At 58.7% G+C, this 17,248-nt stretch carries 19 protein-coding genes; 10 read left to right on the forward strand and 9 right to left on the reverse strand.

Annotation, left to right across the window (positions count from 1 at the left end; all coding sequences use genetic code 11):
• Both RAL88_RS16830 and RAL88_RS16835 read right to left on the reverse strand, forming a co-directional pair.
• Positions 1-306 (reverse strand): hypothetical protein, encoded by a 306-nt coding sequence (locus RAL88_RS16830; protein WP_306265021.1) that lies wholly within the window; start codon positions 304-306, stop codon positions 1-3.
• A 93-nt stretch (positions 307-399) separates the two neighbouring features.
• Positions 400-732, reverse strand: a complete 333-nt coding sequence (locus tag RAL88_RS16835; protein WP_306265023.1) for a DUF1127 domain-containing protein — start codon at positions 730-732, stop codon at positions 400-402.
• Positions 733-932: 200 nt separating this feature from the next.
• Here RAL88_RS16835 and RAL88_RS16840 point away from each other — a divergent pair, with 200 nt between their 5' ends.
• The 4 genes from RAL88_RS16840 to RAL88_RS16855 all read left to right on the forward strand — a co-directional run bounded on the left by RAL88_RS16840 (position 933) and on the right by RAL88_RS16855 (position 3,397).
• On the forward strand, positions 933-1,115 hold the full coding sequence (locus tag RAL88_RS16840; protein WP_306265025.1) for a hypothetical protein: 183 nt from the start codon (positions 933-935) through the stop codon (positions 1,113-1,115).
• Between the two features lie 161 nt (positions 1,116-1,276).
• Complete coding sequence (locus tag RAL88_RS16845; RefSeq protein WP_306265027.1) at positions 1,277-1,579, forward strand: hypothetical protein; 303 nt, start codon at positions 1,277-1,279, stop codon at positions 1,577-1,579.
• Positions 1,580-1,661: 82 nt separating this feature from the next.
• Positions 1,662-2,108, forward strand: a complete 447-nt coding sequence (gene rnk / locus RAL88_RS16850; RefSeq protein ID WP_306265028.1) for a nucleoside diphosphate kinase regulator — start codon at positions 1,662-1,664, stop codon at positions 2,106-2,108.
• Positions 2,109-2,461: 353 nt separating this feature from the next.
• Positions 2,462-3,397 carry a mechanosensitive ion channel family protein gene (locus tag RAL88_RS16855; protein ID WP_306265030.1) on the forward strand — a complete coding sequence of 312 codons (936 nt, stop codon included), beginning with the start codon at positions 2,462-2,464 and terminating at the stop codon, positions 3,395-3,397.
• A 119-nt stretch (positions 3,398-3,516) separates the two neighbouring features.
• Here RAL88_RS16855 and RAL88_RS16860 read toward each other — a convergent pair whose 3' ends face one another.
• From RAL88_RS16860 to RAL88_RS16870, 3 genes are all read right to left on the reverse strand, one after another.
• Positions 3,517-4,689: an acetyl-CoA acetyltransferase gene (locus RAL88_RS16860; protein ID WP_306265032.1), complete on the reverse strand. Its 1,173-nt coding sequence runs from the start codon at positions 4,687-4,689 to the stop codon at positions 3,517-3,519.
• A gap of 242 nt (positions 4,690-4,931) precedes the next feature.
• A complete protein-coding gene (locus tag RAL88_RS16865; protein ID WP_306269732.1) occupies positions 4,932-6,038 on the reverse strand; it encodes an IS5 family transposase in 1,107 nt (368 codons plus the stop codon).
• A 91-nt stretch (positions 6,039-6,129) separates the two neighbouring features.
• On the reverse strand, positions 6,130-7,053 hold the full coding sequence (locus tag RAL88_RS16870; RefSeq protein WP_306265034.1) for a DMT family transporter: 924 nt from the start codon (positions 7,051-7,053) through the stop codon (positions 6,130-6,132).
• Positions 7,054-7,270: 217 nt separating this feature from the next.
• On the opposite strand from RAL88_RS16870, the gene RAL88_RS16875 reads away from it, so the two are divergent.
• A complete protein-coding gene (locus RAL88_RS16875; protein ID WP_306265035.1) occupies positions 7,271-8,008 on the forward strand; it encodes a phosphate/phosphite/phosphonate ABC transporter substrate-binding protein in 738 nt (245 codons plus the stop codon).
• A gap of 71 nt (positions 8,009-8,079) precedes the next feature.
• On the opposite strand, the gene RAL88_RS16880 is transcribed toward RAL88_RS16875, so the two are convergent.
• Entirely contained in the window at positions 8,080-8,688 is a 609-nt protein-coding gene (locus RAL88_RS16880; RefSeq protein ID WP_306265037.1) for a hypothetical protein, read from the reverse strand.
• A gap of 286 nt (positions 8,689-8,974) precedes the next feature.
• On the opposite strand from RAL88_RS16880, the gene RAL88_RS16885 reads away from it, so the two are divergent.
• From RAL88_RS16885 to RAL88_RS16900, 4 genes are all read left to right on the forward strand, one after another.
• Positions 8,975-9,886, forward strand: coding sequence for a LysR family transcriptional regulator (locus RAL88_RS16885; RefSeq protein WP_306265038.1), 912 nt, complete (start codon positions 8,975-8,977; stop codon positions 9,884-9,886).
• Between the two features lie 144 nt (positions 9,887-10,030).
• Complete coding sequence (locus RAL88_RS16890; RefSeq protein WP_306265039.1) at positions 10,031-10,474, forward strand: DoxX family protein; 444 nt, start codon at positions 10,031-10,033, stop codon at positions 10,472-10,474.
• Between the two features lie 65 nt (positions 10,475-10,539).
• Positions 10,540-11,403, forward strand: coding sequence for a VOC family protein (locus tag RAL88_RS16895; RefSeq protein WP_306265041.1), 864 nt, complete (start codon positions 10,540-10,542; stop codon positions 11,401-11,403).
• Between the two features lie 10 nt (positions 11,404-11,413).
• A complete protein-coding gene (locus RAL88_RS16900; protein ID WP_306265043.1) occupies positions 11,414-12,415 on the forward strand; it encodes a glutathione S-transferase family protein in 1,002 nt (333 codons plus the stop codon).
• A 20-nt stretch (positions 12,416-12,435) separates the two neighbouring features.
• Here the strand turns inward: RAL88_RS16900 and betA are convergent, their stop codons facing one another.
• Genes betA through betI form a run of 3 tightly spaced genes read right to left on the reverse strand, consistent with a single transcriptional unit; the run spans position 12,436 to position 16,153 of the window.
• Positions 12,436-14,097, reverse strand: a complete 1,662-nt coding sequence (gene betA / locus RAL88_RS16905; protein WP_306265045.1) for a choline dehydrogenase — start codon at positions 14,095-14,097, stop codon at positions 12,436-12,438.
• Entirely contained in the window at positions 14,097-15,551 is a 1,455-nt protein-coding gene (betB, locus tag RAL88_RS16910; protein WP_306265047.1) for a betaine-aldehyde dehydrogenase, read from the reverse strand. Before betB ends, betA begins: the two co-directional genes overlap by 1 nt.
• The gene (betI, locus tag RAL88_RS16915) at positions 15,548-16,153 is read right to left on the reverse strand and encodes a transcriptional regulator BetI (protein ID WP_306265049.1); all 606 of its coding nucleotides are present in this window, start codon (positions 16,151-16,153) and stop codon (positions 15,548-15,550) included. The genes betB and betI overlap by 4 nt, the downstream gene beginning before the upstream one ends.
• A gap of 144 nt (positions 16,154-16,297) precedes the next feature.
• On the opposite strand from betI, the gene RAL88_RS16920 reads away from it, so the two are divergent.
• On the forward strand, positions 16,298-17,230 hold the full coding sequence (locus tag RAL88_RS16920) for a choline ABC transporter substrate-binding protein (protein WP_306265051.1): 933 nt from the start codon (positions 16,298-16,300) through the stop codon (positions 17,228-17,230).
• The last annotated feature ends 18 nt before the right edge of the window (positions 17,231-17,248 follow it).

Here is a 17,248-nt window from a genome sequence, read left to right on the forward strand (position 1 = left end):
TCACTTATCGATTTGCCGTTCCCAGACTGTCATCATCGCATAGGCGGCACCAACGGCCGTAATGACGGGAATCATCGCCAGGATCATACTTGTTTGTGCCGGGTCAGGTAATCTGTGGCCATACAGGCCGAGCCTTGCAACCTGGGCACCACGTCGCGGTGGGAGGAGTGGTGTCTTGCCTCCGTCATCCTCCCATCGCGCAAGGCAGGTTGCACCTGGCCCTGGGGTTGCTATTGGCATTTCAGCAAGTTGTTCCGGCGCGAATATCGCGGGAAACAGCTCTTCGAAGTCAGCTTTACTAATCATGGCCCGGCTCCTCTGATTGGTTGGTCGTTTCCTGTGTTCAGAATTGGTCGCGCTTTCAGATGCTGATGACGCGACCAAAAATTCGCAATGGCATCATGCCGCCTTTTGGTAGGTATCAAGGTCCAACCGCGAGACCGTTGTTGACGCTGCCAGCGGAACCATTCGCAACTCGCGGTCGTCGAACCCGTCCACGACGCGTTTGATGTCACCGCGGTATATTCCGATGTCCCGCAGCAGCCTGTCATCCATAGCCTCGAGCGCAGCGATCATCTTGCGCCGTTGCCATTGCTGCTTGGCCAAAACCATCCACTTACGAAACAAGCCGTTTCGCTTTGGTTCGCTCTTGTGCGGTGGCGTCTGGTCGAGCATCCGTTTTGTGATGTAGGGGTGCATGTCATCCTCCAATTCCAGGATTACTGAAGCCATGACTTTGGCAGCTATTCCGCTCGGTGATCGACAGGCAGTTGCGCGCGCTTGTCGGCCGGGCGGCGTAAGCGCCTCCGTCGTTTCATTTGATCGATGAGCAATCAGGAAGAACCCCGAGGCCGGAGCCGGCACAGATCGCCGGCACCGCCCCGGGGTTACTGGCGGTTCAGTAGATTTCCTGCAAAGAGCAGGAACCTCGTATGAAGTCTGAACTTAATCATGAGCTGGATATGGGCATTGAGGGGCGGGCATTCAATCCTGCCGCCCCCGGTCGCGGTCTTTCTGCGCGAAAGCGCCCATTGAAGGATCATTTTCCGGTATTTCGCGCAACGGCGGTCGCAGTGCGACCATTGGCAGTTGACGAACGAACGCCGCGTACCTAAATCTATGGCATGTTGGTATATGCAGATCATTTCCGCTTTCTTCTGCTGAACCGCCCGTATCCCCGGGCGGTTTAGGCGCATCCGCGCCTGCCATACCTCCCGGGGTCTCTTCACAGTCTGAAAAGTGAATTCGCGACGATCTGATCGTCCGAGGGGAGAACATGACCAACATCAACGAAACTCATCTGTCCGTCATCAAAATTCATCCTGGTCCAGGTGCACACCGCCGAAGGCCAGCGTTGCTGCATGACGCCGACTGCCCGCAGCTTCAACTGCATCTGGAACGGCGCGAAACGGCGCGGCAAACAGCCGGGCCGTTGCTCGCACTTGTTCCACATCACACGACCATGACGACAGAACCGGTGAGCAATGCATTCCTCCACCTTGGGCCGCGCGCGCCTCTTCTGTCTGAGGATGGCACAATCGGCACGACCTCGCTCGCTGGTGTCGACCAGCCGTCCTGAACCTACAACGCATTGCTTGAGACCCCAGGGCCTCGCATCCTGCAGCCGTTTTCTTTCCCACAGCCAATCAAGGAGGCAAGCCATGACAACCCCTATGACCAATACCATGAAGCATCGCCGCGAACGCGCCCCGAAGATCGTCATCAATGCGGATGATCTGGCCCATATTGAAGCGCTGGCGGAAAGCGCGCTACAGCGCAACCCCGCATTGGCCAACCGTCTGCTGGACGAGATCGGACGCGCCCGCATCGTCAAGTCGGCGAGAATGCCGAAGAATGTGGTTTCGATTGGCAGTGTCGTAACCTATCGGGATGAAACCACGGGTCAGCAAAAGACCGTGACGCTGGTATATCCCGAAGATGCGGACATCGCGCATCAGCGGGTTTCGGTGATGACCCCGATTGGCGTGGCGCTTCTGGGCCTTGCTGAGGGCGCGGCCTTTTATTGGGACACACGCTTCAACCAACGGCGGGTGCTGACGGTGATCGGAGTCGAACAACCATCGACAGCCGAAGACGCGCGGATTTGACGGAGATCAGACCGACAAAGATCAATCCGACCCCACTTGCCAGTCCCGGAGGGAACATTGCAATGACGTGAGACCGTCAAAGCGCGTCCTCCGGGTGACTGGCAGTTGCCACTATGCCGGCTCGTTATCTGTAGGAGAATGCCGATGTCCACGCCTTTTGACCGTTATATCTGCCCGGCCTGCAATGTGATTCTGCCCCGCGCCGCCCTCCGTCGCTGTCCGCATTGCCTGGCATCGACTTCGCGGATGACCACCGGCTTTGATACAGTCTGTCAACGCTGTAAAAGTTCAATCCCCCGAGCCCATGCGGGTAAATGTCCCTCTTGTGCAGTTGCGCAGGGAAGGCGCTGGCAATGACTGTGAAACAACATGCAAGGCGCCTTGTTTGGCCGACCGTCCTGCTGCTTTTGAGTCTGGCTCTGGTCCTGTTTCCATCCAGCCTCACCAATCTCTTCGGTTATAGCGAAACGCTGTCGCTCAGCGTCACGGCGCTGACTTATTTCGCCTCCGCATGGATCGTCAGCCGCGTTCTGGCGCTGGCATTCGATCAGACTGCAGCACGACGCCGACCCTATCCGCGATTATTGCGGGATCTGATCGCAGCTCTGCTGTTCCTGATCGCATTCGCAGCGACGGTATCGCTGTTCATGGGTCAAGGTGCCGTCGGCGCGCTGGCTGGGTCGGGTCTGATCCTGGCGATGCTGGGCTTCGCCATCCGCAACGTTGTGGCCGATACGCTGTCAGGCATAGCCCTTGGTGTTGAGGGTCCGTTTCGCATCGGCGACTGGGTTGACATAGACGGGCTCGCGCGCGGCCGGGTGATCGAGATCGGATGGCGCACGACACGGGTTCTGACCCGCGATGCCACGTACCTGATCCTGCCCAACAGCCAGATTGCGCGTCAACGGATCACGAATTATTCCGCGCCCAAGCCGCAATACCGTGCGCAGGTCAGCATCACGCTCGACCATACCCTGCCGATCACTCAGGCGCGCGAAGTCATGCTGAACGCGCTGAAGGGCGCGAAATTGATCCAGTCGGATCCCGCGCCCGACGTGCGCGTACTGGCTTATGAGGAAGCAGGCATTACCTACGCTCTGCGCTACTGGCTATCGCGCTTTGACCGCGACATCGACTGCCGAGATGAGGTCTACAGCCTTGTCGACGATGCTTTGCGCCGTTCCGGATCTGTTGCCCCGCGCAGACGGATCGAACTTGTCGGTGCAGGCTTGCCTGCTGGTCCGGTGTCAGATGCATCGTCCCCTTTGGTCCCAGTCCAATCCTTGTAGTTTTGCCTGGACCTTCCGGTAGTTTCGGAATGCAACCTGTGTCATCACCCGGCTTGAGACACGCTTCACTTTGGAGAACTCCGGGATGGCTTCATGGTTCAATGCACCGCTGCAGCGATTTAGTGAATGCGCTCAAGAACGGACACATAATTCGACACGGCAGCGCCTCCCATATTGAACACAGCGCCCAGTTCAGCGTCGGCGATCTGCATGCCGCCGGCTTCTCCCATCAATTGCATGGCCGCCATGACATGCATCGAAACGCCGGTGGCCCCGATCGGGTGGCCCTTCGATTTCAGACCGCCCGAAGGGTTGACCGGCAAAATGCCATCCTTGCGGGTCCAGCCTTCGCGTGCCGCCTTCCAGCCTTCGCCGCGCGCCGTCAGTCCCATCGCCTCATACTCGATCATTTCGGCAATCGTGAAACAGTCATGGGTTTCAACAAAGTCGAGGTCTTTCAGATCAATTCCGGCAAGTGATTTGGCTGCATCCCAGGCTTTGCGCGCGCCGTCAAACGCGGTGATATTGCGGCGCGACAGGGGAAATACATCATTGCGGTGGGCTCGGGCACGAAAACCGATAGCGCGCGCCAGTTCCTGTGCCATCTCCCGATCGGCCAGCACCAGCGCCGCCGCACCATCGGACACCAGCGAACAGTCGGTGCGGCGCAGGGGAGGGGCCACCAGCGGATTTTTGTCAGACACCGTGTTGCAGAAACTGAAACCGAAATCGCGCTGCAGATGCGCATAGGGATTGTGCACGCCATTGGCGTGGTTCTTGGCGGCAATCATCGCCATTTCCGCGCTGCGGTCGCCATTTTGCTGAAAATAGGACTGCGCGATCTGGGCAAAAATACCGGCGAAACCGCCGCTGACATCGGCCTCTTCCTTGCGATAGGACGCACTCAGCAGAATATCGCCGATTTCAGCATTTGTGCTGGCAGTCATTTTTTCAGCGCCCACCACCAGCGCAATGCGGCCGCGTCCGCTGGCGATGAAATCGGCGGCACTGTACAAAGCGGCCGTACCTGTGGCGCAGGCGTTTTCGCTGCGCTGCGCCGGCGTATGTTCCAGACCCGGAACCGCCACACTGATCAGCCCGGCTTCAAGGCCCTGCCGCGAAAATCCGTTGTTGAATACGCCGACCGAGGCAAAATCCACATCCTGCGGATCGATCCCGGCATGGACCAGAGCCGCACTGCCGGTTTCCGCGATCAGGGCTTCCACATCCGCTGCCTCGCTTTTCCCGAAACGGCTGTGCGCCCAGCCTATAATGACAGCATCCGGGTTCATTTTGTCTCTCCGCTTATATGTCTGGCCAGTCGACCCTGAATGCAGTTTCAATTCAAGTGTTTCTTGCCCGCAATGACCGGGAGAGGCCCTGCACGGTCTAGCAGGTTGCTGAAAAACAGGTTTGTTTTCTTCCGGTTGGGCGTTTGGTGTGGTTTTGTGTGATCTGGCGGTTTTTTTTACGATCTTCGGGTCTGATAGTATGGCTTCGTGATGCTGTTTTCGGCCTTTCGCCGGTTGTTTTTCTATGTCGCCGCAGCCTCATTTAAGAGCTTCGGTATTCGGATCAGATTGTAGGCGACGATGGCGAAGGTGAAGACGGCTTCGACCTTGTGTCGGCCGCGAAGCTTCACCTTGCCATATCCGGCTTGCGTCTTGGTCCAGCCGAAGCTCTCTTCGATACGTTTGCGGATGCGCTGGCTGATGGCGTAGCCGCAATGGCGCGTCGTGCGCCCGTCAATGGCCGTCTTGCGCGGCTTGCCCAGCTTGCTGAGCGTGCCGTTGACTGCGATATGCGGCGTCACCTTGCGTTTGCGCAGATCGCCGATGAAGCTGGTCACATCATACGCCTTGTCGGCTCCAAGTGTGATACGCTGGCCATGCTTGCGACGATCGAGCATCGCCAATGTGGCTTCACGCTCCGCAGTGCCGTTGGCGAGGGTCAATGCCGTGTCAACGATCAGCCCGTTGCGGTTCTCCATCAGCGCGTGGCCCATGAAACACAGCCGCGCGCTCTGGCCATTGCCCTTGCGAAACAGCCGTGCGTCCGGATCGGTGGTCGAGGCATGGGTTTCGTTGGAACGCTTCTCCTTGCGGAAGTTGCGTTCGCCATTGCGGCCCGGCGCAGGCGGTTCACCGGAGCCATCCTTTGGCCGAAAGCTCTTCATCGAGGCCCATGCATCGATCAGGGTGCCGTCAACGGTAAAGTGCTCGTCCGACAGCAGCCGCTTGACCTTGTGCAGCGACAGCAGCGCCATCAGAAAGTCTCGCGCCACATCCGCTTCCAGCAAACGGTCACGGTTTTTGGTGAACACCGTCGGGTGCCAGACTGCGCCATCCATCGGCAGCCCGACAAACCAGCGGAACAACAAATTGTAATCAATCTGCTCCATCAGCATCCGTTCCGAGCGCACCGAATAAAAAGCCTGCAGCAGCGTCGCGCGCAAAAGATATTCCGGCGGGATCGAGGGACGGCCAACCTTCGAGTAAAGCTGCTCAAAGCGTGCGTTCAGGCCGCCGACAACCTCATCAACCAACGCCCGGATCGCCCGCAGCGGATGATCGGCAGGAACACGCTCCTCAAGCCGGATATAGGAAAACAGACCAGCGTCAGAATTCTCGATACCACGCACCACAAATCCCTCCGTTTTATCCACAACAACAGAATCACAATCAGCCCGGATTGGCGAGAGGGTTTTTCAGCAACCTGCTAGCTCGAGCGGTCTAACCCTGAGGTGTCATGACCTCCCGCTGGCCGGCGCGCTCCAAGCCCAGTTTCCGTTCCCGGTAAATGATGATCAGACCTGCCAGAATGACCAGAGCCACCCCTGCAACAGTAAAACTCGTCGGGGTTTCGTCAAAGATGAAATAGCCGACAATGACAGCCAGCAAAATCGACAGATATTCAAACGGTGCAATCACCGATGTATCCGCATGACGGTATGACAGGGTCAGGAGAATCTGCCCGACGCCGCCAAGCAGACCTGCCAGGATCAGCAATGCGGTATCACCCAGGTTAGGAACAACCCAGCCGAATGGCAGTGTCAGCAAGGACAGCAGCGTCGCCGTTACGGAGAAATAAAATACGATTGCCGCCGTGCTTTCAGTGCCGACGAGTTTGCGCACAAACACCTGTGCCAGGGCAACGAACACAGCGCCCATCAGCATCAGAAAGGCCCCGGCGGTTTCCAGCTTGTCGACCGTCTCAATATTCAAGACCGTAAGCCGCGGTGTCAGAATGACAATCACGCCCAGCAGGCCAAGCGCCACTGCGGACAGGCGAAAGGCGCGCACTTCTTCACCCAGAAACATGGCTGCGAAAATCACTGTCAGCACCGGCGCGGCATAGCCGATCGCGGTGACCTCCGGCAGCGGCAGCAGCCCCACCGCGGTAAAGCTCATCGCCATCGCTGCAGTTCCCACCAGACCGCGCCAGACATGGCCCATCGGGTTTTTGGTCTTCAGCCCGTGGGCCAGATTATGCTGCCACGTCAGCCAGGCCAGAATCACCGGAATGGCAAACAGCGACCGGAAAAACACCGTCTCGCCCGGTGGCACCGTATCTGCGACCGTCTTGATGCAGGTGATCATTGCGACGAACACGGTGACGGACATGAGTTTCAGCAAAATGCCGCGTAACGGATTCATGACAGGGATCCTGACAGGCTTGAATTGACGGGAAACTGGATGGCCGGCTGGCCATCGCCCTGTCCGATTTTAGCCGAGTGTCTGGCCTGCACCTACCCCAAAAGTGAATACCAGCGCATAATTCCCTGATTGAGGCTGAGGGCCAGAAAATGCGATGCTGCCCGAGGACAGACACGGGGAGGGCCATCCCTGCTGTTGTTGAACCCGGAGACCAGTCATGATTGCCAGTCTGACGATGTATCAACGCCCGCAACTGGCGTCAGCACATGATAATTACTGGGCTCTGATCCGCCAGCATCTGGCGGCCGCCGGCATGGACAGCCCGCCGGTTCTGGCACAGCAAGCCGACGACATGTCGGTATGGACCGATCCTGGACTTGTTTTGAGCCAGACCTGCGGTCTGCCCTACCGGACAGAATTGCATCACAGGGTCAGCCTGATCGGCACACCGGATTTTGCGGTTGAGGGCTGCGCGCCGGGCTATTACCGCAGCGCCATCGTGGTGCGCAAATCCGAACGGCGAACGCGGATTGCTGAGTTCCGTGACGCGGTGTTTGCCTATAATCAGACCGGCTCCCAATCAGGGTATGCCGCGCCCTACTGGCATGTCAAAGCCCGCGGATTCTGGTTTGAAAACCGTCAGGCAACAGGCGGGCATCTCAACTCGGCGCGGGCCGTGGCCGAAGGCAGGGCCGATCTGGCAGCGCTGGATGCGGTGTCTTGGCGGCTGATGCAGGAATATGAGCCGTTGAGCGGCGAGTTGAAAGTTCTGGACTGGACCACACCGACGCCCGGCCTGCCATATATTTCGGCGGCAAATGCCAATCATCTGGCTATTTTTCAGGCCGTGCGACAGGCCGTCCAGGACCTGTCCGAAGAAGACCGCAGCGCCCTTGGCCTCCGGGATCTGGTCTGTATCGACAAGCAGACCTATCTCGCCGTTCCCACGCCTTAGACCGTTCCGGGGGGTATTAAATTGTTCGAGAATGCAGCGTCGGGTTGACGTCAGTTTTCAACAGACCCGTCTCAATTTTTCGCAGGAGCCATCAATGTAAGTATAGCCCCGCCAGACTCCAAAAGTTCCCCGCTCATCAGTGAAATATAGGCACCTTTCGACCACTCATCGACAAACCAGACTCTGAACCTTTGATCCAATGCTGTCGCGTCATTTTCCAGGATTCCAGTTTGCACAATTGGTTGTAATGCCGCTACGACCTCGGCGACGTTAACGAACGGGTTAATAATATAGCAGACCGTATAAAATTGACCGTCCATGACAGTCTTCGACAGAGCCAATGCATAGGGAGCGGCTTCGCCTGTATGTGCGTAGAAGCCTATAAATTCGGCATTTGGGTCTTGGGGCCTTGGGACCGACTTTGCTTCCTCAGATAAAGCAGCGTAGCCGAGAGCTTTGGACGCGGCGACGATGCGGTCGTAATCACCAATGCTGGTTGCGCAATCACTCAAAAACGCTCTCACGAAGGCATCGCCTGAGATTTTGGCTGATCGATCTTCTCCTGACTGACCATTAGCTGCTACCGGCAGCAGGAAAGCGGCGCAAAGAAGAATTGCTCGGGAAAAAGATTTATGGTGCACAAATGCCTTTCCAATAGCGACCTCCCCCTTGGCCGTCATTCATTCACTCTCCTGATCGGCATTCCTGCCTGTTCCGTGAGTATGTTTTACACCACAATTCTGTCCTGAAAAGGTTCCTCGACATGCCGGCCCCGGCAACGCCATGAAATTCGGAGGACCCGCCGGACCAAACACCAGCAGCTCCGGGGGCTTTGGGGCCATTCAGAAGGCCCCGGTATAACAATGAAAACTTCCACCGCCACTTTGCGCCAGAATTCTGGTCATTGCAGCCCAATCAAACTACAATCAGCCGCCCTTGGCATCGATTGCGTCTCCGGAGGAAGAAATGGATCGTCTCGAGTGTGACCGGATGTTCATCGCCGTCATGGAGACCGGCAGCTTCGTTGGCGCAGCGGAACGGTTGAAGACCAGTTCGGGTCAGGCCTCCAAGCTGCTTTCACGGTTGGAGAGCGATCTTGGCGTGCGGCTCTTGAACCGCACAACACGCTCGGTCTCGCCCACCGAGGCAGGACGGGCCTATTACGACCGTCTGCGCCCGCTGATTGATGAAATCGATACGCTGGACCTCGACATCCGCAACATCTCGCAATCGCCACGCGGGCGGCTTCGTCTGACCGCGCCGCTCACTTTCGGCATCCTTGAGCTTGCGCCGGTCCTCACTCAGTTCGCCGCTCAGTACCCTGATATTGAATTCGATGTGAGTTTCTCGGACCGGCTGACAAACCTGGTGGATGAAGGCTTCGACATGGCAGTTCGGGTCGGCCGACCGGGGGATTCCAGCCTGATCATCCGCAAGCTGTGCGCCGTGCGCATCGTGGTTGTCGGTGCGCCGGATTATCTTGAGCAGCACGGCGTGCCACAAGCGCCCGAAGATTTGAGGCACCATGGCTGCATCATCGATACCAACTTTGGTGATCCCAAAAAATGGCCTTTCAGAAATGCGAGCGGTCAGCCGGAGAATGTGAGCATTGATGGCCGCATCCGCTTTTCCAATGCCGAGGCCTGTCTGTTGGCCGCCGAAGCGGGTCTGGGTCTGGCCTGCGTTCCCGGCTTTGTCGCCGGCGACGCCATCCGCTCCGGCCGTGTGATCCGGATTTTACAATCTTTTGAAACCGAGCCTTACGATGTGCATGTGCTGTATCCCCACAGCCGCCATCTCGCCGCCAAGGTGCGGTTGCTCGTCGATGCCCTTGTCGAACGCTACAAGGATCGGCCTCATTGGGAGGCGGGATGGTAAGACTACTTCCATAATGGAAGCAATCATCTTCCCGTTTCGTGGATTATCGCCGAAAGCGAAAAGGCCCATATTGTTCTCGAAGACGCAAAATGCGCCCCTCATCACGTTGGGCCATGGCACCTCCCGTCAACAAGGAACACAATTATGACCATCTCAACCGTTCAGAACTCTGCCCCTCCCGCTCTCCTTCCGGGTGTGGCAAATGCGGATCTCGCCGCGACTGTCCTGCGCGTGTCGCTGGGCGTCCTGTTTCTCGCCCATGCCGGGCTGAAACTGTTCGTCTTTACCCCGGCCGGGACAGCGGGCTATTTCGCCAGCCTCGGTCTGCCCGGACCGCTCGCCTATCTCGTCATCGCGGCCGAACTTTTCGGCGGCATTGCCCTGATCCTCGGCGTCTACAGCCGCTGGGTGTCACTTGCACTGGTGCCGATCCTGCTCGGGTCGATCTATGTCCCGCACGGTGCGGCCGGCTTCATTTTCTCGAACGAAGGTGGCGGCTGGGAATTCCCCGCCTTCTGGGCGGTGACCCTGATCGTGCAGGCATTGCTCGGTGACGGCGCTTTTGCGCTGAAGCGCGACCGGGCCTGAACCGCCTTATCCGGCCGCGGGGATAGTCCCGCGGCCACAAGTCTTTCCAGTCAAGGAGTACCGCCATGACCACTGCGACCAAATATTTCGACATGACCGCCGCGCCGATGCGGATCGGGAGCGCACGACTGAAAGTACGCGAGCTGGAAGCGGTTTCCACTTTCTACCAGTCGGTCCTCGGGCTTGCCCCGCTCAACACCGATGACCGCCGCATCACACTCGGCACTGGCTCGACGCCGCTGCTTGAACTCGTGGGCGACCCCGCGCTCGCCCCGCATGACCGGCGGCAGGCCGGGCTGTTTCACACTGCGTTTCTGATGCCGTCGCGCGCAGATCTTGCCCGCTGGCTCGCCCATGCGGTAGCCGCCGAGGTGCCGCTTCAGGGCGCCTCCGATCATATCGTAAGCGAGGCGATCTACCTCGCCGATCCGGAAGGCAACGGCATCGAGGTCTATGCCGACCGCCCGCTCGCCCATTGGCGCAGTCCGAACGGCAAGATCCGGATATCGACAGAACCGCTCGATGTGGAGGATCTGCTGAAGGCCGCAGGCGGCAGCGTTTGGTCGGGCTTTCCGCAGGACGGCATCATCGGCCATGTACACCTGCAAGTGGGTGACACCGGGGCCGCGGACCGGTTCTACCGCGATGTTCTCAAATTTGACATCGCCGCGACTTATCCAGGCGCAAGCTTCTACGGCAGTGGCGGATATCACCACCAGATCGCTGGCAATATCTGGAACAGCCGCCACGCCGGGACAAGGCCGGACAACATGGCCGGGCTCGACGCGGTGGCGGTTATCCTGCGCGACACTTTAGATCTTGCAGAGATTTCCGCACGCGCTGACAGCGCCGGCATCGCAATCACCGAACACAATGGCGGCACCACTCTGCATGACCCCTGGAGCACCGCCATCATACTGAAAGTTTGAGGAGACGATCATGCTTGTAAACGGACAATGGATGGCCGACTGGCAGCCGGTTCAGGCCAAGGACGAAAAGGGTGGCTTCGTGCGGCAAACCTCGAGCTTCCGCAATTGGGTCACGCCAGATGGCAGCGCAGGTCCGACCGGCGAAGGCGGCTTTACGGCTGAGGCCGGTCGCTACCACCTCTATGTCGCGCTGATCTGCCCCTGGGCATCGCGCACGCTGATCGGGCGCAAGCTCAAGAAGCTTGAGGACGTGATTTCGGTGTCCGTCGTCGAGCCGGCCTTGTCCGAGCAGGGCTGGCGCTTCGGCGATTACCCCGGCGCAGATCGCGACACGCTGAACGGCGCGAGCTACATGCATGAGCTGTATACCCGCGCCGACCCCGCGATCAGCGGCCGGGCGACGGTGCCGGTGCTGTGGGACAAGAAGCGTGGGACCATCGTCAACAACGAGTCCGCTGACATCCTGAGGATGCTGAACTCCGGCTTCGGCGATCTCGCCGATGCGCACATCGAGCTTTACCCCTTCGACCTGCGGGCGGAGATTGACGCGCTCAACGCGCGCATCTATCCCGCGCTGAACAATGGGGTCTACCGCGCTGGCTTTGCGACCACGCAACTGGCCTACGAAGAGGCGTTCGTCCAGGTCTTCGCGATGCTGGACGAGTTGGAAGCGCGGCTCGGTGACGAGCGCAGCTATCTTCTCGGCGAGCGCTTCACCGAGACCGATATCCGACTCTTCGTGACGCTGATCCGCTTTGATGTGGCTTATCATGGCCTGTTCAAGACTAACCGCAAGCGCATCGCGGATTATCCCGGCCTCTGCGCCTATCAGGCCCGCATCCTGGCGATCCCCGGCGTTTCCGAGACGGTCAATATCGACCACATCAAGCGCGGCTACTACTCGATCAAGGCGCTGAACCCGAGCGGAATCGTGCCGGTAGGCCCCGAATTGCACGCCAAAGGTAGCGCCATCCGCCGCCAACCCGGATACAAGTCTCGTCGCGTTTCATGATTACCAGGTAAGGCCAAAACTCAGCGTTGGGCGGTTTTCCAGTGGGGATGCAGCCACGGCTTGGCGTTGGAGCGGCTGAGCGGTGTTTTGCCGAGAATATGATCCGCTGCCTTTTCGCCGACCATGATCGAGGGCGCGTTCAGATTGCCGTTGGTGATGCGCGGAAAGATCGAACTGTCGGCAACCCGCAGCCCGTCGACACCGATGACACGGCAGGCCGGATCGACCACAGCCATTGGATCATCCGCCCGTCCCATTTTCGCGGTTCCGCACGGGTGATAGGCGCTTTCAGCGTGCTCGCGAACGAAACCGTCCAGCTCCGCGTCGCTCTGCAGCGCTTTGCCGGGCTGGATTTCATGAGACACATAGGGCTGGAATGCCGGCTGCGCGAAAATCTCACGTGTCAATCTGATGCAGGTTCTGAAATCCGCCCAGTCGCTGTCATGGCTCATATAATTGAAGCTGATTTTCGGCGCATCATCCGGATTGCCGGAGCGCAGTGTTACAGCGCCGCGTGAGGCGGATCGCATCGGGCCGACATGGGCCTGGAAGCCATGGCCTTCTGCCGCCGCCTGGCCGTCATAGCGCACTGCCATCGGCAGAAAATGATATTGAATATCAGGATAGTCAACCCCGGCTTTTGAGCGGATGAAAGCTGCGGATTCAAACTGGTTGGAGGCGCCCATTCCGGTTTTTGTAAACAGCCATTGCGCTCCGATCAGCGCTTTGCCCCACAGGTTCCAGTATTTGAACAGCGTGATCGGCTGGCTTGCTGCCATCTGAATATACAGCTCCAGATGATCCTGCAGGTTCTGGCCGACGCCGGCCCGCTCAGCAATCACTGGCACTCCGTGTTCGGCCAGATGCGCGCCCGGCCCGATGCCGGACAGCATTAAAAGTTTCGGCGAGTTGATGGAGGAGGCCGCGACAATCACCTCGCGGTTGGCCCTGACGGTCTGAAGCTTGCCGCCGCGCATGATCTGCACACCTGTGGCGCGGCCGTTTTCAAACACAACTTTTTGCGCCATGGCGCGGATGAGGCTGCAATTTGGCCGCTTCAGAGCCGGTTTCAGATAGGCATTGGCGGCAGACCAGCGCAGGCCGCGCCACACGGTCTGTTCCATCGGGCCAAAACCTTCCTGCTGCTCGCCATTATAATCCCCGGTGACCGGATAGCCTGCCTGCTGGCCAGCATCGACAAAGGCCTGAAACAGCGGGTTCTTGCGCGGTCCGCGCGTCACATGCAGCGGTCCGTCCGTGCCGCGCCACGCCGGATCTCCGCCATGGCCGCCATCATGCCAGTGCTCCATCCGTTTATAATAGGGCAGCACATCGGCATAGGCCCAGCCATCGGCGCCGCTCTCGGCCCAGTGGTCAAAATCCCTGGCATGGCCGCGCACATAGACCATGCCGTTGATCGACGACGATCCGCCGATAACCTTGCCGCGGGGAACCACCAGTTGCCGTCCGCCCAGATTGGGCTCCGGTTCCGACTTGTAGCCCCAGTCATAGCGTTTCATATTCATCGGATAGGACAGCGCGGCGGGCATTTGAATGAACGGACCTGCATCGGTGCCGCCATACTCGATCACCAGCACCGAGTGCTTGCCGTTTTCAGACAGGCGGTAAGCCATGGCACACCCGGCGGAGCCAGCACCGATGATGACGAAATCAGCCTGCATCAGTACGGTGCCTCAACCGGACCCATGGCAACATAGACGGATTTGAGTTGGCTATAATGCTCAATCGCCGCTTTCGAGTTTTCCCGTCCGACGCCGGATTGTTTGACGCCGCCAAAGGGTGCTTCCACCGGAGCCAGATTATAAGTGTTGATCCAGCAGGACCCGGCCTCCAACTCGGCAATGACGCGGTGAGCGCGGGTCAGATCGCGGGTGAAGACCCCGGCTGACAGGCCGAATTCAGTGGCATTGGCACGGGTGATGGCCTCGGCCTCGTCGCTGAAACTCAGCACTGACATCACTGGCCCGAAAATCTCCTCACGGGCAATGCGCATATCATCGGTGACATCGGCAAATACGGTCGGTTCCAGATAGAAGCCGTTGCGGCCTTCAATCCGGTTTCCCCCGGTGACCAGTCTTGCGCCTTCTGCCTTGCCAATTTCGATATAGGACAGCACCTTGTCCATCTGCGCTTCCGATACCAGCGGCCCCATCTGCGTGGCTTCGTCGAGCGGATCGCCCAGCCGGATTGCTTCGGTCCTGGCCGATAATTGCTCCAGAAAGCCGGGCAGGATGCCGTTTTGCACAAACACCCGTGTGCCGTTTGAACAGACCTGGCCGGAGGAATAGAAATTCCCCAGCATGGCACCGCCGACGGCGTCTTCCAGATTGGCATCGTCAAACACGATGAGCGGAGATTTGCCGCCCAATTCCATGGTGACATGTTTCACCCCGGCCCCGGCTGCGGCATAGACTTTTTTCCCGGTCGGAACCGAGCCGGTCAGGGAGATCTTGTCGACCCGTGGATCAGACACCAGTGCCGATCCCACATCGCCCAGCCCCTGAACCACATTGTAAAGCCCGGCCGGCAGACCGGCCTCGACCAGAATTTCGGCAATTTTCAGGGCGCATAAAGGCGTGGTCTCGGATGGTTTGAAGACAATCGCATTGCCGCAGGCCAGGGCAGGGGCAGCTTTCCAGCAGGCAATCTGGGTCGGGTAGTTCCAGGCACCAATGCCGACACAGACACCAAGCGGTTCTCGGATCGTATAGACAAAATCCGTTCCCAGAGAAATATGTTCCCCCGTCAGTGCACCGGCGAGGCCGCCGAAATATTCCAGCGCATCCGCCCCGGACGTCGCATCCGCCACCAGGGTTTCCTGCAACGGCTTGCCAGTATCCAGAGTTTCCAGTGTGCTGAGCTCGCGGTTGCGCGCGCGGATGAGATCGGCCGCGCGCCGCAACACCCGGCCGCGCTCGGTGCCGCTGGTCCGCGCCCAGCTCTTTTGTGCGGCCTGAGCGGCGGCCAGCGCCTGATCGACAATGGCGGGCGTGGCTGAATACACCTTTGCGATTTTTTCACCGCTGGCCGGATAGATCACATCAATCGGCGTGCCGGCCGTGTCTTCAACATAGCCACCATTGATGAAATGGCTGGCAGGTGGTTGTGCGTTCATGAAAGGCCTCCGGCGGGCTGGGCTTTGTGTCTTAATTGCAAATGCAGATATTCAGCCACCATGGCCATCGTGTCCAACCGGCTGGGGGCGATATCCTGCAGCGCCTTGCGGATGTAAAATCCGTCGATCATCGCTGCCAGACCCTGGGCAATGTGTTCCGCCCGGCTTGGATCGGTCAATTGCTGCAGGCTGAACAGCAGGTTGGAGTGCAGCCGCCTTGCATAGACCTGCAGCAGCCGCTGTGCCTCTTTCGAAGTCTGGGCCTGAACATAGAAGGCAAGCCAGGCCGCAACCACTTCTGCGGCAAAATTACGCGGGTGGAAACTTGCGGTGATGATCGCTTCCAGCCGGTCCAGTGGCGTATCCACCAGTGACAATTCGTGGCGCACATGGTCGCCGAAAATTTTCAGGATGTGACGCATCGCCGCCAGCAATATCTGGTCTTTGCCGCCAAGATAGTGATGCGCCAACCCGCTGGAAACGCCGGCGCGCTTGGCAATTCGTCCGACTGTCACCTCCAGAGATCCGACCTCTCCGATCTCCAGAATGGTCGCATCAATCAGAGCCTGTCTGCGAATCGGCTCCATTCCGACCTTCGGCATGATAGTCCTCTTTGAGTTTTGCGCATGGTGCCTTTCAGGGCGAGGGCTTGCTATGTTCAGGGAATATGTTTTTAATTGACTCGTCAATTAAAAATAATTCTGAATTTTGCAGCCATCAATCATACGAATTCACGGGGACCCATCATGAAACTCTTCAGGACGACAGCCGCCAGCCTGCTTGTGCTCGGCGCTCTATCCACGGCCGCCCAGGCGGATTGCAGCACAGTGACCTTCTCGGATGTGGGCTGGACCGACATCACCGCGACCACCGCAACCACCGCCGTTTTGCTGGAAGCACTGGGCTATGAGGCAGATATCAAGGTTCTGTCCGTTCCGGTCACCTACAAATCCATGGAGCGCGGCGATATCGACGTTTTCCTCGGCAACTGGATGCCGACCATGGAGGCGGATATTGCGCCTTACCGCGAGGCCGGCACTGTCGATACGGTTCGGGAAAACCTTGAGGGCGCTAAATATACTCTGGCGACAAATGCTGCCGGCGCCAAGCTTGGCATCACCGATTTCGCCAGCATCGCCAAAAATATAGATGCTCTGGAGGGCAAGATTTACGGCATCGAGCCGGGCAATGACGGCAACCGGCTGATCATTGACATGATTGAAGCAGATGCCTTTGGTCTGAAAGGTTTTGAGGTCGCTGAATCATCCGAGCAGGGCATGCTTGCCCAGGTCGGCCGCGCCGACAAACGCGACGAGCCGGTGGTCTTCCTCGGCTGGGAGCCGCATCCGATGAATGCCAATTTCGATATGACCTATCTGCAGGGCGGCGATGATTATTTCGGTCCAGATTTGGGCGGCGCTACGGTCTACACTAACACCCGCGCTGGATATGCGTCCGAGTGCCCGAATGTCGGCCAGCTTCTGAAAAATCTGAAATTCACCCTCGCCATGGAAAATGAGATCATGGGTGCTATTCTGAATGATGGCGAGGACCCCCAGGACGCGGCAACTGCCTGGCTGAAAGCCAATACGGATGTTCTGGCCGGCTGGCTGAATGACGTGACAACTGAAGATGGCGGCGACGCTCTGGCCGCCGTGACGAAACAACTCGGTCTGTAAAAGATGTAAAATCCGGCC

The organism is Pararhizobium sp. IMCC3301, from assembly GCF_030758315.1.
Taxonomy (GTDB): Bacteria; Pseudomonadota; Alphaproteobacteria; order Rhizobiales.

Excerpts from the sequence above, each read along its gene's own strand:
- RAL88_RS16830 (WP_306265021.1), bottom strand. The coding sequence starts at position 306 with ATGATTAGTAAAGCTGACTTCGAAGAGCTGTTTCCCGCGATATTCGCG.
- RAL88_RS16835 (WP_306265023.1), bottom strand. The coding sequence starts at position 732 with ATGGCTTCAGTAATCCTGGAATTGGAGGATGACATGCACCCCTACATC.
- RAL88_RS16840 (WP_306265025.1), top strand. The coding sequence starts at position 933 with ATGAAGTCTGAACTTAATCATGAGCTGGATATGGGCATTGAGGGGCGG.
- RAL88_RS16845 (WP_306265027.1), top strand. The coding sequence starts at position 1,277 with ATGACCAACATCAACGAAACTCATCTGTCCGTCATCAAAATTCATCCT.
- rnk (WP_306265028.1), top strand. The coding sequence starts at position 1,662 with ATGACAACCCCTATGACCAATACCATGAAGCATCGCCGCGAACGCGCC.
- RAL88_RS16855 (WP_306265030.1), top strand. The coding sequence starts at position 2,462 with ATGACTGTGAAACAACATGCAAGGCGCCTTGTTTGGCCGACCGTCCTG.
- RAL88_RS16860 (WP_306265032.1), bottom strand. The coding sequence starts at position 4,689 with ATGAACCCGGATGCTGTCATTATAGGCTGGGCGCACAGCCGTTTCGGG.
- RAL88_RS16870 (WP_306265034.1), bottom strand. The coding sequence starts at position 7,053 with ATGAATCCGTTACGCGGCATTTTGCTGAAACTCATGTCCGTCACCGTG.
- RAL88_RS16875 (WP_306265035.1), top strand. The coding sequence starts at position 7,271 with ATGATTGCCAGTCTGACGATGTATCAACGCCCGCAACTGGCGTCAGCA.
- RAL88_RS16880 (WP_306265037.1), bottom strand. The coding sequence starts at position 8,688 with ATGACGGCCAAGGGGGAGGTCGCTATTGGAAAGGCATTTGTGCACCAT.
- RAL88_RS16885 (WP_306265038.1), top strand. The coding sequence starts at position 8,975 with ATGGATCGTCTCGAGTGTGACCGGATGTTCATCGCCGTCATGGAGACC.
- RAL88_RS16890 (WP_306265039.1), top strand. The coding sequence starts at position 10,031 with ATGACCATCTCAACCGTTCAGAACTCTGCCCCTCCCGCTCTCCTTCCG.
- RAL88_RS16895 (WP_306265041.1), top strand. The coding sequence starts at position 10,540 with ATGACCACTGCGACCAAATATTTCGACATGACCGCCGCGCCGATGCGG.
- RAL88_RS16900 (WP_306265043.1), top strand. The coding sequence starts at position 11,414 with ATGCTTGTAAACGGACAATGGATGGCCGACTGGCAGCCGGTTCAGGCC.
- betA (WP_306265045.1), bottom strand. The coding sequence starts at position 14,097 with ATGCAGGCTGATTTCGTCATCATCGGTGCTGGCTCCGCCGGGTGTGCC.
- betB (WP_306265047.1), bottom strand. The coding sequence starts at position 15,551 with ATGAACGCACAACCACCTGCCAGCCATTTCATCAATGGTGGCTATGTT.
- betI (WP_306265049.1), bottom strand. The coding sequence starts at position 16,153 with ATGCCGAAGGTCGGAATGGAGCCGATTCGCAGACAGGCTCTGATTGAT.
- RAL88_RS16920 (WP_306265051.1), top strand. The coding sequence starts at position 16,298 with ATGAAACTCTTCAGGACGACAGCCGCCAGCCTGCTTGTGCTCGGCGCT.